Below are 15875 nucleotides of genomic sequence, written 5' to 3'. Positions count from 1 at the left end.
GCCCGGCCGTCGTCCGCCGGGAACGGCCGCCCGCCGGGAGCGGCCGTCGTCCCGTACCGTCCCGGTGCCGCGGTCAGGCGGCGGTGGCCCCGAGCTGCCGCTCGGCGGCGTCGACCGTCTGCGCCAGCAGGGTGGCGATGGTCATGGGGCCGACGCCGCCGGGGACCGGGGTGATGAGCCCGGCGCGCTCCGCGGCGGCCTCGAAGTCGACGTCGCCGACGTTGCCCTCGTTGTAGCCCGCGTCGACGACGACGGCGCCCGGCTTGATGTCCTCGCCCTTGATGAAGCGGGCGCGGCCCACGGCGGCGATCACGATGTCCGCCTCCCGCACGGCGGCCGACAGATCGGCGGCGGGGGTGTACGAGTGGCAGTACGTCACCGTGGCGTTCCGGGCGAGCAGCAGCATCCCGGCGGGCTTGCCCAGGATGGCACTGCGGCCGACGACGACGGCCCGCTTGCCGGCGGGGTCGACGTCGTACGCGTCGAGCAGCCGCATGATGCCGCCGGGCGTGCAGGAGACGAAACCGGGCAGGCCGAAGCTCATCGAGGCGAAGGAGCTGGTGGTGACGCCGTCGACGTCCTTCTCCGGGGCGATCGCCTCGAACGCGGCGCGCTCGTCGATGTGCCGGCCGACCGGGTGCTGGAGGAGGATGCCGTGCACGTCCGGGTCCTCCGAGAGGGCCCGCAGGGTGGCGACGAGCTCCTCGGTGGTGATCGTGGCGGGCAGCTCGACGTGGTGCGAGCGGATGCCGGCCTTCTCGCAACGGGCGCGCTTCATCCGCACGTACGTGACGGAGGCGGGGTCCTCGCCGACGAGGACGGTCGCGAGGCACGGCTGCGCGCCGGTGCGGCGGGTGAGGTCGGCGGCGCGGGCGGCGGTCTCCTCGACGAGGCGGCGGGCGAGGCCGCTGCCGTCCATGAGGCGGGCGCTTGCGGTCGTGGACACGGGTCCTCCTGGGCGTCGACAGGAACGTGGGTGCTGATCGCCCAGGCGCGCGGCAGGAGGCGGTGACCGCCGGGCCGCTCCCCGGTGGTACTCCACCCAAGCGCCAGTCACGGCCCACCCCCACTGTACGGGAGGCGGGTCCGCGGGGGCACGGGCCGGGGGTGCGGGGGCTCCGCGGGGCCTCGGCAGGGGCAGCGGGTGCGGAACACCCCGACGGGCAGGCCGGGGCGGACGACGCGGGGGTGCGGGGCCGGGTGCGGCCCCCTCGCACCGCCCCGATCACCGGCCCGACGAGAGGGGTCAGCCCGGCCGCCGCCGGTTCGTCGCCCGCTCCCGCCCGGTCACGTGGAGGGCGCTCCGCTCCGCTCCCTCCGCCACAGCAGCTCGCACACCCGCTCCATCCCCTGCGCGAGGTGCCGCCGGTACGTGCTGTAGGGGATGCCGAGCCGCTGCGCGGACGCCTCCTGGGTGCGGGGCCGCTCCAGAAAGGTCGTCGCCACCGCCCGGTGCGCTTTGGCCCCCCGCGGTTCGTCGAGCAGCGCTTCGACCGTTTCGGTGATCAGGCGCCTGAGCGAGTCCACCGGGTCCGTGTTCCCGTACTCGGCCTCGACGGCGACCGTCCGGCAGGCCAGCAGGGGGTTGGAGCGCAGGTCGTCGGGGTGGTGCAGGGCGCGCAGGGCGTCGCGGACCGCCTGGTCGAAGTCGGCTCGTGCGAGGGTCTCCTCGGCCGGCCTGTCGGCGGCCGGGGCCACGGGTGTGTCGGAGAGGGCTCCCGGTTGGGTGCGGTCGAACCAGATCTCCAAGGGGGTGACCCGCCAGTCGCACGCGAACATCGTGAACAGGCGCCCCCGGTCCCACGGCACCTCGAACACCGGCCGGTGCCCGAGGTGGGACATCAGCGGGGACCACAGCGCGGCGTCGGGGCTGAGGACGAAGGACCAGCCCAGCCCCTGGGACCTGATCCAGTCGACGCAGATGCGCAGTTGCATGAGGTGGCCGACGTGGGATATCCCGCCGTACGTCTCCGGATCCACCATGAAGCGGCACAGGAGGAAGTGCTCGCCCGGGCGCAGCGGAGCACGGCGCTCGACGTGCTCCCACGCCTCCGCCACGACCGGGTCGGCGTCGGCCTCCTCGCCCCGCCTGGACAGCCGCAGCCAGGTCATGAAGGCGACGGTCCCGCCCGTGTCGGTCCGCCGGTACACCAGGAACGCCGAGGGCTGGTGCACAAGCCAGTGCCGCACGATACGGGCGGACCGCTCGCCCTCGACCTCCTCGGCCATCCTCACCAGGGTCTCGTGGTCCTCGGGCCGCAGGGTGTCCTCGTAGACGTCCCCCTCCTCGTCCAGGTCCTGGAAGTAGGGCGCCATCGGGCCGTACCGCTTGAGGTACGTGAGCGCTCGCACCGCGCTCATCACCTCGGCACCGGACGACGTGCGGACCTGGGCGAGCAGGTGGTGCCCGGCCCGGCGGTGCATCTGCTCGTAGCCCTGGGGGTCGCGCCAGCGCAGGTCCCGGTCGAGGACCTCGCGGACGAGATCGTGGAGGAAGAGGCCGCGGCGGCCGTACTGGGCGAACGGCAGGCCGCGCAGCCAGGCGAACATCGGCCCGGCGTCCTCCTCGCCGATCACCGCCTTCAGCAGCCCCTCGGTCGTCGTCATCGTGTGGGCGGCCGTCTCCAGGGCGGCCCGGTGCACCGGGGAGGGCAGGTCTCCGACCAGGGTGGCGAGCAGGGCGGTGATGACGTCCGGGGTGGGCTCCCAGGTCGCCCGCGGGCCGGCGTCGCTGACGGCGACCGATGCCGCGAGGGTCAGCGCCAGGGGGTGGCCGCCGGCGAAGGACAGCACCGGTTCGTGGAGGGCGGCGGACACGCCCCGGCGCTCCAGCAGGGCGGCGGAGGCGTCCGGGTCCAGCGGTGCCAGCGGCAGGACCTCCAGGGCCTCGCTCCAGGCGAGGTCGACCGTCCACGCCGTACTCGGCGGGAGGCGGCCCGCGATCACGACGACGGCCCGCTCGGGCAGGTGCGGCAGGAACCGGTCCCGCAGCCACCCCTCCAGCCCCTGGCAGCGCTCGAACGCGTCGACGAGGAGGACGACGCCGTCCCCGGGCGTCGCGCCTGCCGCCTTGGCGGCCTCGGCCTCGAAGCCGAGCGGTGAGGGGTCGATGAGCCGTCCGTCGACCTCGACGACGACGCGTGCCGCGCCGCGGGCCTCGTCGGCGAACCGCCTCAGCAGCGCCGACTTGCCGACCCCTCCGGGACCGTGCACGTAGAGGACGGCGCCCGCGCCCGGCTCCTGCCGCAACGCGGCCCGGAAACGCGCCAGTTCCGCCGACCGTCCGACGAACGCCCTGTCCCGGGCGGAGTTCAGCCGCTCCGCCAGGCTTCCGGACACCCGCTGCATCGCCATCTCCCCCGTCCCCCGTACGCCGCCGCGTGCGGCGCGTCAACACGACAGGACACACCGTACGCCGGTACGTGGACAGGCCACACGCCGTCGATGAGCGCGGGTGGCGCGAACCGGTCCGCGGGTCCCGTGCGCCGGGACGGCCGGCCTGTTCGGCGGTCGCCGGTTCTCCACCGCCGGGCACGTCCCGTTCGCCGCCGGAGCGGCGGACGCGGTCCGCGGTCGGTCCGGGGCCCCGCTCAGTGCCCGAGCGGCTCGTAGTCGTACCAGTCGAAGTGGACGGAGCCGGCCGAGGCGAACATGCCGATGACCCGGCCGGTGAAGCCGCCCGCGACCTCCGTGGAAAGGTATCGGCCGTCCAGCGACGCGAGTTCGGTGAACGTGCCGTCCCGTTCCTCGATGCCGATCGCGACGGTGTCGGGGCCGGTGCGCGCGTCGTCCACGGTGTGTGCGGGCGTCACCTCGATGCGGAGGACCACGGGCCCTGCGGGTGTCGGCCGGGACGCCACCGCGCTGTCCAGCGGGCCGATACGGGCCCGCACGCTCACTTCGCCGGCTGCCGCCTCGATGTCGTAGTGGTGCCGCTCGTCGAGGCGGACGGCCAGGCCGCCGCGGCCTTCCCCCGGGTCGACCAGGGCCCGCACCCGGCAGGCCGGGTGCTGCTGACGCCGGCCGACGAACGTCACGCCGGGGTCGTCGAGTGACCCGCCGCGGGCGTGCAGGGTCAGCCAGCCGGGCCGTTCCCCGGTGGTGCAGTCCTCCGGGGGGCGGTGCCGTAGCGAGATCCAGTACGGGGCCAGGTCGCCGTCGTCCGGGTCGAAGTCGTCCCGGCCCGGCACGGTGGCGTTGGGGTGGAGGTCCCACGGGGGCGCGGGCATGGCGGGCGACAGTTCGCCGACGACCGGCCAGCCGTCGACCCACTCGACGGGTACCAGGAACGTCTCCCGGCCCAGTACGTGCCAGCCGGGCGTGCCGCCGTACGGCCGCACTCCGAGCAGCACCATCCACCACGAGCCGTCGGGCGCCTGCACCAGGTCCGCGTGGCCGGTGTTCTGGATGGGGTGGTCGGTGCCCCGGTGGGTCAGGATCGGGTTGGCCGGGCACGGCTCGAAGGGCCCCGTCGGCGTGCGTCCGCGGGCGATCGAGACGCCGTGGCACCGCTCGGTGCCGCCCTCGGCGATGAGCAGGTACCAGTAGTCGCCGATCCGGTACAGGTGCGGTGCTTCCGGGGCCTTGGCACCGGGGGTGCCGGACCAGATCCGGCGCGGCGGGCCGAGCGTCTCCCCGGTGCGGGGGTCGATGCGGACCTGTTCGACGCCCGCGGTGGTGCACCAGCAGGTGCCGTCGTCGTCCCAGGCGAGGTCCGGGTCGATGCCGCGCACCCCGGCCAGCCGGATCGGGTCGGACCAGGGGCCGGCCGGGTCGGTGGCCGTGAACAGCAGGTTGCCGTCGCCGCTCACGTTCGTGACGATCAGCCAGAAGAGGCCGTCGTGGTGGCGCAGCGTGGGTGCGTAGATGCCGCCCGAGGACGGTGTGCCGGGCGGCAGGCGCAGTTGGCCCGGGCGGTCGAGCGCGTTGCCGATCTGGGTCCAGTGCACCAGGTCCCGGCTGTGGAAGAGGGGGACGCCGGGGAAGTACTCGAAGCTGGAACAGGCGAGGTAGTAGTCCTCGCCCACCCGGCAGACGCTCGGGTCCGGGTGGAATCCGGGGATCACGGGGTTGTTGACGGTGGTGGTGCTCGCCTTGGGCACGCTCGACACCCTCATCGGGTCCTTTCACTGGTCAGCGGGCGGGGCGGATCTGCCGTGCCGGCCCGAGGCGGGTGGGGTCGACGCGGGTGTCACGGTCCGCCTGTCCGCGCGTGCCCGGTGCCCGGTGGCCGCCCTTGGGGGCGAAGCCTTCCCGGAGAGGTGACAGATCGTTTCCAGCGGAGGCTAACGAGGGGGCTCTACCGGGGTCAATGGCCGCCCGGGCGTCGACGCGGCTCGCACAGACCGCAAAACGGCCTGCGGGGGAGGCTCGGGCGGGGGCGGCCGTTCCTGTGTCTCCCGCCGACGGCCTGCGGTCCCGCACCCGGTCCGTGTCGACTCCTCCGCCGCGTGCGGCGAGAGTTTCTCTCTCCGGCCGGCGTCCCGGCCGGCTCGGGGCCGGCCCGTCCGGAAGGTGCGCGTGACGACGGGGGGGGAGCACCGGGGCTGGTTCGGCGGCGCCGGCCGTCGCCGCGTCCCCGTGAGGGCCGGCGGCGCGTCCCCGGCGACCGCCCCGCCCGCCCCCGCACGCCCACGACCGCGGCAGGCCCGGCGTCACCGGGCGCGGGGACGCGCGTACTTCGGGTACGCGGAGTGCCGTGCCCGCCACCGCAACCCCACCACCGTGCTGCGGGACACCGGACGGTTCCCGGAGCGCGCCGCCCCGCGCCGGCGGGGCCCGGAGCCGTTCGCGCGGGTCGGGTCCGGCTCCGGCCCCCTCCGCGCGGCCCGTCACGGCCGCGCGGCCCCGGACAGCGGCCCCGCGCGCGGTCCGTGCCGGGTCGCGACGGTCCCCGGTCGCCCCGGAGGACGACCGCCGTTTCGGCGCCTCCCCGTCCGGCGACGGGGTCAGAGCCGCGAGGGGTCCGCGTCGGCCGGCTCGGACGTGGACTGGCCGGGCAGTGGCCGGCCCGGTACGGCGGGCGGCTGGTCGGCGTGCACCCGGCCGAGCAGGCCCGCCGGGTCCGGCTCCGCCTGGAGGGCGCCGAGCAGCAGCAGCCACAGCTCGTGGAGGCGCTCCTCGATGTGCTCACGGCCGTCCATGGCGTCGGAGATCGTGTGGAGGCCGAAGAACGCGCAGACCACGCTGTGCGCGGCGGTCAAGGTGTCGACCCCGGCCGCCAGCTCGCCGCCCGCGCGCGCCTCGGCGAGGAGTTCGGCGACCACCTCGATCCACGCCGCGAAGGGGGTGGGCAGCGGGGCGGCGATGGCCTTGCGCTCCATCCAGAGGCGGGAACCGGCCCGGACCACCACGTCGTCGCGGAAGGCGCGGGCGACGGTGAAGCTGAGAGCGACCAGTTTCTCCAGGGCCGGGCGGTCGGTGGACCGGTGGCGGCTGATCATCTCCGGCCAGGAGGCGAAGAGTTCTTCGATGACCGCCAGGGCGAGTTTCTCCTTGCTGGCGTAGTGGAAGTAAATGGCCCCGCTGGTACGACCTGAGAGCGCGCTGATGTCGCTGATACTGGTTCCGGCATAACCCCGCTCATCGAACAATTGTGCCGCGGTTTCCAGCAGGGCCCGCCGTGTCGTTTTCGCCTGCACTCGTCGCAACCTTCTCCGAGTTTCGCGTCCTTCACCGCTGATACCACGCAATGTAGTGCCTGGATGCGGTTCGGAGTAACGAGCCGGTGTGCGAAAGGCCGCGAACTGCGATGTGCTGAGGGAATGAATGCTCGAATCCGTAGCGCCCCCGGAAAGCTGCGGGCCCTGAGCTGGTCGCGTACCGTCCCCAGGGAACTGGTGCATCGGATCTCCGTGGCGGAGGTTCTCCTCACCGACGTGCTCCGCATGGACGAGGTGAATTTCGCGGCGGCCGCGTGCTGGCCCCGGTCGCATCCGACGTTCCCGGTCGACGGCCCGGCCGTGCACCATCCGCTGATGGTGGTGGAAACACTCCGCCAGCTCGGCATCTTCATTCCCCTGCGGTACTTCGGCGTGCCCGTCGACGCCCGGCTGCTCATCACCGACCTGTTCTTCACCACGGGACCCGCGGCACAGCCCAGGGTCCACCACGGGGCCACCGAGGTCACCTGCCGGGTGCGGCTCACCCGGCTGCACACCGGTCCGGACGGCATCGCCACCGGGCTGCGGCTGCACGTGGACTTCCTGGCCGGCGGGGCGGTGTTCGCCCGGGCCGGGGGCGGGGCGCGCTTCTTCCCCGCCGACCGGTACGCCGTCCTGCGCGGGCCGCTGGCCGACGTCCAGCCGCCTCGGGCGTCGACCGGGAGGCGCCGCCCCGAACCGTCAGCGCTCGGCGTCGCCCTTCCCCGGGACGTGGTGGTGGGGATCGGCGAGCGGCGCGGGCGGGGCGCAGGGGCGGGAGGAGACCGGTGGGAGGTGGTGGTGGACGCGGCCGATCCCCAGCACCCCTTCTTCTTCGACCACGCCACCGACCACGTCCCCGGGATGGTGCTGCTGGAGGCGGCGCGGCAGGCCGCCGCGCTGGCGAGCGGCGGCGCGCTGCTCCGGGTGACCGGGGCCCGGCTGACGGCCCTGCGCTTCACCGAGTTCACCCCGGCCGCACGCGTGGTCTGCGCGCCGCACCACCGCACCTGCGCCTTCCGGTTCGACCAGAACGGGAAGTGCTGCGCCTTCGGCGTTCTGCACTACCACTCACCCCTCCGGGTGTAACCCCATGCTTTTCCTTGACTCCATTGCGTAACAAAACTTAACGTAACGATCGTTATGTTCCCTGGTGGGGCTCGTTGTACGGACGCACGTGGCCGTACGGCGCCGCTCGCCCTGCCGGGAACCCCTCTCGCCGCCCGGCCGCGCACGCCGGACTTCTGACGACGCAACCCGTCCCATCGGGTTGCCCGACGTCACGCACCGGTTCGCGGTACTCGCGGCTCACACCCGAACGGAAAACAGCAGATGTCGCTTCACCGCATCCTTTCCTGGACCCCGGCGGCCGTCGTCTTCGACTGCGACGGGACCCTGATGGACACCGAACGCCACTGGGTGGACGCCCGGCAGCGCGCCTGCGACGACGTGGGGCTCCGCCTCACGGCGGGCTTCGCGGAACGGGCCAAGGGCCTGCACTACACCGAGTGCGGGCAGCTCATGGCCGACGAGGGCGGCCGCCCCGAACTGGGCCGGGACCTCGCGCAACGGCTGCTCCACCACTTCCTCGCGCTGGTCTCCGACCACCCGGTGACCATGCCCGGCGCCCGCGAACTGGTCGAGGCGACCGCCGCCTTCGCCCCCCTGGCCGTTGCCAGCAACTGCCCCCGCGAGGTGGTGGAATCGTGCCTGGGCACCGCCGGACTGCTCCCTCACTTCCGCGCCGTGGTGGTACCGGACGGCACGGCCCGGCCCAAGCCCCACCCGGACCTCTACCGGACGGCCGCCCGACACTGCGGGGCCGACCCGGCCGACACCCTGGCGGTCGAGGACACCCACTGCGGGATCCTCGCCGCCACCCGGGCCGGCATGCGGGTCCTGGGCGTCGGCCCCTGGCCGGGCGAAGAGACCATCGCCCTGACCGACCTGTGGGTCGAGGCGCTGGACGATCCGAGGATCAGCGGATGGGCCGCCGAGCGGGCGCCGCTCCGGACCGCGACGTCCCTGCCCGCCTCGGCGTCCCCGCCGGACGAGGCCGTGCTCCCGGCCCCGACCCGCTGAGCGGGGCGATCGCCGGTCCCGCCGACCGGGCAGGGGCCGGTTCGGAACGGTGGGGCCCACCGGGGCGGGTGCCACCGGTTCACTCCGCTTCGGCCGCCTCCGGATCGGCCAGGAGCGGCGCCAGCGCGGTGACCGTTCCACCCGCCGACGAGAGGAGCAGCCCGATGCCCACCGCCCCCGGGTCGGGAACGCCGGTGGCCCGCCCGCCGACGTAGCTGGCCCGACCCCGGCGCGCGCGTAGCCGCGCCGTACCGCGCACCCCTTCCCATGCGGCGCGCGACGCATGGGCCAGGGCCGCTCGGGGTCCGGCCTCCACCGGGCACACCCGCAGCGCCTCGCACGCCGGGCAGAGGGCGTCGACCAGTGTCTTGTCCCCCGGCCTCGCCTCACCCACCCGCCGTATGGCGGCGAGTCCGTTGGTGAGACCGGACCGCAGGACGGCCACGTCCAGCACGGGAACGGCAGCCGCGACCGCCAGTTCTTCGAGCAGCAGCCCGAAGAGGGGGCCGCTGGTACCGCCCACCCCGTCCAGGAAGGCGGTGGCGGCCGTCTGGAGCGGTTCGCCGGCGCGGGCGGCCCGCCCGGTGGCGGCCGACCCCGCCGCCTTGTCCAGCGCGGCCACGGTCGCGTCCAGCCCCGCCATGAGGTTCGTCCCGAAATCACCGTCACCCACCCGCTGATCGAGCGCGGTGAGCTGGGGCTCGGTGGCTCGGACCGAAGCCGCGAACCTCCGCATCCAGCTCTCGGTGAAGGCCGTCCCCGTGTACGTGGCGTCGTCCTCCGGTGCGTAGCGGTCCAGCATCTGCACCACCTCCTGCCGCCCTCTGGTCAACGGGGCCACGCGGGCGTGTGTGCCGGCGCGTCGAACCACTTGACCGTCTCGGTGTCCGCCCTCATGAGGGTGAGCGTGAAACCGCGCATGTCCAGCGCGGTGACGAAGTCCCCGACCAGGATGCGTTCGAGCACCAGCTTGTGCCGGTCCAGCCGCGACGCGAGCTCCCGCGCCACCCCGTACAGCTCGAGGCGGGTCACCCCGCCGAGTCCGTTGACCAGAGCGATGACCGACTCGCCCGGGGCCGGCCCGAGCGACGCCAGCAGCGCCTCCGTCATCTCCGTGACCAACTCGTCCAGCGGCGGCCGGGACACCGTGCGGCTGGCCCGTTCGCCGTGGATGCCGACGCCGTACTCCAGCTCCCCGTCAGCGACGTCGAAGGCGGGGCGGCCGGTGGCCGGCGACGTGTGCGCGGCCGAGGCGACCGCGAGACTGCGGCAGCGACCGACCAGTTCGGCGCCGAGTTCGGCCAGTTCGCGCAGTCCCAGCCCGGTGTCGGCGGCGGCGCCGAGCACTTTCTCCACCAGGACGGTGGCCCCGGTGCCCCGGCGGCCCGCGTCGGACTCGTCCGAGTCCGACGCCAGGTCGTCGTCGATCAGGACCCGTGCGCAGGCGATGCCCTCGTGGGCGAGCCGTTCGGCGGCGATGCCGAAATTGATGCGGTCGCCCGTGTAGTTCTTGACCAGGTGGAGCACGCCCTCGGCGCGCGCCACCGCGCGGGAGGCTTCGAGCACCTGGCGGTTGTGCGGCGAGGCCATCAGCCGGCCCGGGCAGACGGCGTCCAGCATGCCCGTGCCGATGAAGCCGAGGTGCAGCGGCTCGTGTCCGGATCCGCCGCCCGAGACGATCCCCACCCGGCGGTTGGGAGCCGGGTACCGGGCGTGGAGGAAACCGCCCGCCTCGTCGTGGAGCACGAGGTCCGCGTGCACACGGGCGAATCCGGCGAGCGCGTCGGGCACCAAGCGTTCGGGGGAGTTCACGAAGTACACCATGGCCGGCCTCCCAGACCTCTCCGGCCTCCCCGTGATCGCGAAAGAGGGCGAGCGGGGCCGGAAACTGCGAGCGGGTCGATCAAGAGTACGTCGCCCTCGGACGTGCCGTGTGGTCCTGCCTCACGGAGTGTCGCCGTTCGCTTCTCCTTGTGGCCATCGTGCGGCTGCCCGGTCGGATCGGCAACTCGTGCGAGGAGGAGGCCGGGACGGAAGGGCCGGATCGGAGCGGCCCCCGCGCCGACCGTCCCGTCCCGGCAGCGGCGGCCACGGCCGGGTCTTCGGACGGGAGGAGGGCCCGCTGGTCGGCGGGGTCGCAGCGGTCGCCGCCCGGGACCGTCCCACCGGGTGCGGCTCTGCTCCCTTCCGGCGCGGTGAGCGCCGCGGCGGCGGTCCGTGGCCGGAGGGGGACTGTGACTGGAGGACGGACTGTGACCGGAGGGCGGCCCGGGGCGGGTGGACCCGTGGAACGCGCCCCTGCGCGGGACCGCGGCCCGGCACCCGGCAGGGTCCGGCTGTCCGGTCTCGGGCGGCTGTTGTGCCCCGGTGAGGGCCCCGACCTGAGGGGTGGACGGCGTGCGGCGCGGTGACGGAAGTGCGCCCCTCCCGAGGGTGTTCGTCTGACCGCCCCCTGATGACCGGGCCACCGCCGCGGTACGCGCTCGGCCCGTGGTCGGCGCAGCCCGTGCCCGGCGCGGCCCGCATGGTGGGTCCCCACCACGGAACGTCCGCTCCGTGTCGATCCGTCGGGTATGGGTAGTCGTCGGGGGGCCGTGCCGCTGCGGCAGCGCGACCGGGGCGCCCCGCGAGCGGTGCGCCTGTCCGAGGAGGGCAGCACGTACCGCGGTGCCGGGGGTGTCGCCGCCGCTCCGGCACCGCTCCGTGAAACCCGTGAGAACCGTGAGAACCGTGAGAACCGTGGAAAGGGGAGCACCGATGACCGACGAGTCGCACTCGAACACGCCCGCGGTGGGCCATGACGAGCTGCCGCTGCCGGACTACGACCACCTTCCGCTCGGCGGCGTGCAGCACCGCATCCGCACGCTGACCCGGGACGAGCTGCTCACCGTGCTCGCCTACGAGGAGGCGCACGGAAACCGGCTGCCCGTCGTCGAGGCGATGCGCGCCCGGCTGCGCGAGCTGGAGGAGGGCGCGGAGCCGTCCGGCGGTTCGCCCCGGGCGTACGCGCCCGAGCAGGCGCCCGCAGCCCGGGGCGGGTCGCCCGTGTCCCCCGAGACGACGGGGCCCCCGATGAATCCGCCGTCGCACGGTACTCCGGAGAACCCGGCCCAGCCCCGTTCGACCGGCTGATCCGGCAAAGGCCGTGCCCGTGGCGCGAGGTGCCGGGCAGTGCGCCTCGTGCCGTCATGTCGTCATGTCGTGGCGGGGCGCACCTCGGTGATGCGGAAGCCGCTGCGGGGCCGGGTCGGGATGCGCCGCAGGGGGATGGTGAGGTCCTGCGGCGGCACGTCGTACTCCAGCCGGGCGAGTCGTAGGGAGAGGGCTTCCAGCAGCGCGACGGTGACGGCTTCGCCGGGGCACCGGTGGCCGGCGGCGGGGTCGGCGCCGCCCTGGGGCACCAACTCGTCGCGCCCCGGCGGCTTTTCGAGGAATCGTTCGGGCCGGAAGGAGTACGGGGCTTCCCACAGCCCGGCGTCGTGGTTCTGGCCGTACAGGTCGAGCAGCACGAGTCCGCCGGCGGGGACGCGCCGCCCCTTCCAGGACAGGTCGGCGGCTGCTCGCCCACCGGTGAAGGGGGCGAAGGGGTAGAAGCGGCGCACCTCGTGGGCGAAGGCCGTGGCGTACGCCGGGTCGCCGGCGCGGAGCCGCTTGCGGTTCTCGGGCCAGCGGTGCAGGGCGTGCCCGGCGAACGCGACGAACCACGCGACCGCGACGGTCGGCCGGAGGACGTTGAGCAGTTCCACCGCGGCCGTACGGGCGTCCAAGCGGCGGCCGTCGGCGTCGCGGTGGTGCGCCACCGTGGCGAGGACGGAGTCCCGCGGGGCGGCGAAGGAGCCGGCGCGCACTTCGTCCACCAGTTCCGACAGCCACGTCTCGCACCGGCGGCGCGCCCTGCGGGCACGCCAGTGGCGGGGTCCCGGCGTGGCGAAGCCGTCGACCATCGCCACCAGGTCCCGGGAGACGGCCTGCGCCCGGGAGGGCTCCAGCGGGACGCCGGCCCAGCGGCACACCCCGGTGGTGAGCACGCGTGCCGCCTCGTCGAACAGGACCACGTCCGGTCGTCCGCTCCACGAGGCGACGGCCTCGTCCCAGGCCGCGGTGACGTCCTCGACGAGGCCGGCGACGCGGGCCGCAGGCGTGAGGAGGGAGAGGAACATCGCCTTGCGGACGCGATGCGCCTCGCCATCCAGCGTGTGGACGGCCCCGTGGCCGAAGAGGGTGCTGCGCACCGGTTCGGGGACGGCCTTGTGGCGGCGTACGTGCCGCTCGTCGTAGAAGAACCGCACGGCGTCCGGCCCCCGGAGGGCCACCGCGTGCCGGCCCGCCACACGGGCGCGGACGACGGGGCCCGCGGCGCGGCGCATCCGGTCCGGGAGCCAGGCGTACCCCTCCAGCAGCAGGGCGGCGGTGCGGTCGGCAAGGGGAGGGCGGTAAGCACACATGCGCACCCTGTGCCCCTTCCGTCACAGAAGAAACCGTGCTCTCCGGCCGCCGGGGAGGCGACTCGTCCCGGGTCCCGGGGGTATGCGCGGCACATGGCAGTCGATCACCACACCGTGCCGCTCCCGTGTGCCCGCCGGGCAGGTCCCGGCGGGCACACGGGAGCGGCCACCACCTCCCGGAGCAGCGGATGACGGCCGACGACAGGTCCCCGGCACGCCTGGTCGCGAAGGCCGCCGCGGACGCCCCGCCGGAGGAGCTTCCGCGACGCCTGTGCGCCGCGGTGTGCGAGGGGCTCGGGGCCGACGGGGCGACGCTGTCGCTGCTGACCGACACGCCGGCCCGCCAACTGCTCGCCGCCTCGGACTCCACGGCGCTGCTGCTGGAGGAGATCCAGTTCACCGTGGTGGAGAGCCCTTGCGTCAGCGCCGCGGCCGACGGCGAGCCGGTCGTCGTGAACGACCTGGAACACACGCCCACGCCGTGGCCCCTGTTCGGGGCGAGCATGCGGGAGAAGCTGCCGCAGGTGCGGGCCGTGTACGCCTTCCCGGTGTACTTCGGCGACTACGTGCTCGGCAGCATGGACCTGCTGTACCTCCGGCGCGACGCCCTGCCCGAGGACGCGGTGGAGCAGGGGCTGGAGGTGGCCGACGCCGTCGCGACCGCCCTCCTGCCGATCCGCACACGGCTGTTCTCCGGGAAGGAGGCCCCGGCCTGGGAGCCCGCGGAGCAGGTCCGCGCCCACTGGTTCGACACCCACCGCGCCATCGGCATGGTGGCCTCGCACAGGGGGCTGGGCGTCGAGGACGCCCTGGCGCTCGTGCGCGCCCGCGCCTTTCGTACGGGGCGGACCCTGGCCGACGTCACCGCCGAGATCCTCGGCTCCCGGCCTCCCAGGCCGCCCGAGCCCGAAGCTCCCCGGGGCGAGGAGGACCCGGGCCGCTGATCCCCGCCGCCGGGGCGCGGCACGGAGGCCGCCCCGCGTCGTACCGACGGCCCACCCGGCTGTCCGGCCGAAGCCCCGGCCCGTCGGACGCGGGAAGCCGGCCGGGGCGGTGCGCTCGGACGCCGCCCCCTCCACGCGGAAGGTGCGGCGGCGGGCGGACGCCGCGAGGATTCGGCGGGCGAGGAGCACACTGGGAACAGGGACCGACCGGTTCCCGCCGGGGCTGACGGAGATGGGACCGCCGTGGCGGATCGCGACCAAAGGGTTCGGCGGATGCTCACGGATCTTCTGACCGCGAGCCATCTGACGCGTTTCGAGCTCGTGCCCTCGCAGGTGTCCGAGCACGCGGCGGCGGCCGGCTTCGGCGAGGTGCTGATCTACCTGGGCGACCTCCAGCGCGACGTGGTGCGCCTGCTGACCGGGCACGGCCTCGACGCCGGACAGACGCCCTCCGGGCACGAGGCGGAACTGCCCATCGAGGGGACCGTGGCGGGACGGGCGTACCAGTACGGCCAGATCCTGCCCGCCTCCGGCGCAGAAGACGGCGTCCACCGGTGGTGGGTGCCGCTGCTGGACGGCACCGAACGGCTCGGCGTCCTGCACATGACGTCCGAAGGGGACGACGAGCAGACGCGCGAGGACATCCTCTCCCTGGCGTCGCTGGTGGCGATGCTCGTGGTCGGCAGCCGGGACACGAGCGACTCCTACGCCCGCCTGATCCGTGTCAAGCCGATGAACGTGGCGGCGGAGATGCAGTGGCAGCTCATGCCGCCGCGCACCTACGCCGACGGCCGTGTGGTCATCGGCGCGGTGATGGAACCGGCCTACCAGGTGAGCGGTGACGCCTTCGACTACGCCACCGCCGGTGACGTCCTCCACCTGTCGATCTTCGACGCCATGGGGCACGACACCGCGGCCGGCCTGACCGCCAACCTCGCCGTGGGCGCCTGCCGCAACCACCGCCGACAGGGCACGGGCCTCGCCGACCTCGGCGACGCCGTCGAGAGGGTCCTCGTCGAACAATTCGGCCCCACCCGCTACGCCACCGGCATCCTGGCCGATCTCGACACCTCCACCGGGGTGCTGACCTGGGTGAACCGTGGTCACCATCCACCGGTCGTCATCCGCGGCGGACGCTGGGTCACCCAGTTGCGCTGCGATCCCTCGCACCCCATGGGAACCGGACTCGGCCTGCCCACCAAGCTGTGTCGGGAACAACTCGAACCCGGCGACCACGTCGTCTTCTACACCGACGGGATCACCGAAGCCCGCACCTCCGGTGGTCAGGAATTCGGACTCGCCCGCTTCACCGACTTCCTCGTCCGCCACCACGCCGACGGCCTGTCCGTCCCCGAGACCCTGCGCCGCCTCATGCGTGCACACCTCGACCACCACGACGGCCGCCTCCAGGACGACGCCACCATCCTCCTGTGCGAATGGCTGGGTCCCACCGCGCACGACATCACCCGGGCCGCGCCACTGGCCGGGGTACCGCTCCCGCCCACCGGTCGCTGACGCCCCGCGGGCATCCGGCGGCGGGGCTCGGCGAAGACGCGGCGAAGGTCCAGCGCGCCGGTGGGGAGCGGAACATCACATCGGGCACATTGTTCCCCTATGGGGTTGTATGGAGCGCATGAGGTGGGACGCTGCCGTCGCCCGGCCCGAGCCGTCGGCGGGGTGCGATCGTCGGCGGCCGGACGGTTTTTGGTGATCGTGTGGGGAGTCGCCCGCAGCACCCCGACGCACAGGAGGCCGCCGTACCG

At 74.2% G+C, this 15875-nt stretch carries 12 protein-coding genes and 1 riboswitch; of the genes, 5 read left to right on the top strand and 7 right to left on the bottom strand.

What is annotated here, in order from left to right; genetic code table 11:
• Positions 1-73 precede the first annotated feature (73 nt).
• The 4 genes from AC07D6_RS25655 to AC07D6_RS25640 all read right to left on the bottom strand — a co-directional run bounded on the left by AC07D6_RS25655 (position 74) and on the right by AC07D6_RS25640 (position 6650).
• On the bottom strand, positions 74-919 hold the full coding sequence (locus AC07D6_RS25655) for a bifunctional 5,10-methylenetetrahydrofolate dehydrogenase/5,10-methenyltetrahydrofolate cyclohydrolase (protein WP_315880500.1): 846 nt from the start codon (positions 917-919) through the stop codon (positions 74-76).
• A 59-nt stretch (positions 920-978) separates the two neighbouring features.
• Positions 979-1067: riboswitch (ZMP/ZTP riboswitch) on the bottom strand.
• A gap of 220 nt (positions 1068-1287) precedes the next feature.
• Positions 1288-3348, bottom strand: coding sequence for an AAA family ATPase (locus AC07D6_RS25650; RefSeq protein ID WP_315880491.1), 2061 nt, complete (start codon positions 3346-3348; stop codon positions 1288-1290).
• A gap of 242 nt (positions 3349-3590) precedes the next feature.
• Positions 3591-5117 carry a glycoside hydrolase family 43 protein gene (locus tag AC07D6_RS25645; RefSeq protein WP_479048050.1) on the bottom strand — a complete coding sequence of 509 codons (1527 nt, stop codon included), beginning with the start codon at positions 5115-5117 and terminating at the stop codon, positions 3591-3593.
• An 831-nt stretch (positions 5118-5948) separates the two neighbouring features.
• The gene (locus AC07D6_RS25640; protein WP_479048048.1) at positions 5949-6650 is read right to left on the bottom strand and encodes a ScbR family autoregulator-binding transcription factor; all 702 of its coding nucleotides are present in this window, start codon (positions 6648-6650) and stop codon (positions 5949-5951) included.
• Between the two features lie 114 nt (positions 6651-6764).
• Between AC07D6_RS25640 and AC07D6_RS25635 the strand changes: the two genes are divergently transcribed.
• Both AC07D6_RS25635 and AC07D6_RS25630 read left to right on the top strand, forming a co-directional pair.
• Entirely contained in the window at positions 6765-7730 is a 966-nt protein-coding gene (locus AC07D6_RS25635; RefSeq protein ID WP_479048046.1) for a ScbA/BarX family gamma-butyrolactone biosynthesis protein, read from the top strand.
• A gap of 243 nt (positions 7731-7973) precedes the next feature.
• On the top strand, positions 7974-8723 hold the full coding sequence (locus tag AC07D6_RS25630) for an HAD family hydrolase (protein WP_315880487.1): 750 nt from the start codon (positions 7974-7976) through the stop codon (positions 8721-8723).
• Positions 8724-8802: 79 nt separating this feature from the next.
• On the opposite strand, the gene AC07D6_RS25625 is transcribed toward AC07D6_RS25630, so the two are convergent.
• Together AC07D6_RS25625 and AC07D6_RS25620 are read right to left on the bottom strand one after the other, a co-directional pair.
• A complete protein-coding gene (locus AC07D6_RS25625; protein WP_391654147.1) occupies positions 8803-9525 on the bottom strand; it encodes a DAK2 domain-containing protein in 723 nt (240 codons plus the stop codon).
• A gap of 26 nt (positions 9526-9551) precedes the next feature.
• Positions 9552-10547 (bottom strand): dihydroxyacetone kinase subunit DhaK, encoded by a 996-nt coding sequence (locus AC07D6_RS25620; RefSeq protein ID WP_315880486.1) that lies wholly within the window; start codon positions 10545-10547, stop codon positions 9552-9554.
• 933 nt (positions 10548-11480) lie between these two features.
• On the opposite strand from AC07D6_RS25620, the gene AC07D6_RS25615 reads away from it, so the two are divergent.
• Positions 11481-11855, top strand: a complete 375-nt coding sequence (locus AC07D6_RS25615; RefSeq protein ID WP_315880485.1) for a DUF8129 domain-containing protein — start codon at positions 11481-11483, stop codon at positions 11853-11855.
• A gap of 62 nt (positions 11856-11917) precedes the next feature.
• Here AC07D6_RS25615 and AC07D6_RS25610 read toward each other — a convergent pair whose 3' ends face one another.
• Positions 11918-13168, bottom strand: a complete 1251-nt coding sequence (locus AC07D6_RS25610) for a cytochrome P450 (protein WP_479048042.1) — start codon at positions 13166-13168, stop codon at positions 11918-11920.
• 188 nt (positions 13169-13356) lie between these two features.
• On the opposite strand from AC07D6_RS25610, the gene AC07D6_RS25605 reads away from it, so the two are divergent.
• Together AC07D6_RS25605 and AC07D6_RS25600 are read left to right on the top strand one after the other, a co-directional pair.
• The gene (locus tag AC07D6_RS25605) at positions 13357-14112 is read left to right on the top strand and encodes a GAF and ANTAR domain-containing protein (protein WP_479048039.1); all 756 of its coding nucleotides are present in this window, start codon (positions 13357-13359) and stop codon (positions 14110-14112) included.
• 273 nt (positions 14113-14385) lie between these two features.
• The gene (locus tag AC07D6_RS25600) at positions 14386-15627 is read left to right on the top strand and encodes a PP2C family protein-serine/threonine phosphatase (RefSeq protein WP_479048037.1); all 1242 of its coding nucleotides are present in this window, start codon (positions 14386-14388) and stop codon (positions 15625-15627) included.
• Positions 15628-15875 lie beyond the last annotated feature (248 nt).

This window comes from Streptomyces sp. NPDC045287, from assembly GCF_056432325.1.
The sequence above is the reverse complement of the archived record's forward strand: the minus strand, read 5'-3'. Positions and strand labels throughout refer to the sequence as shown.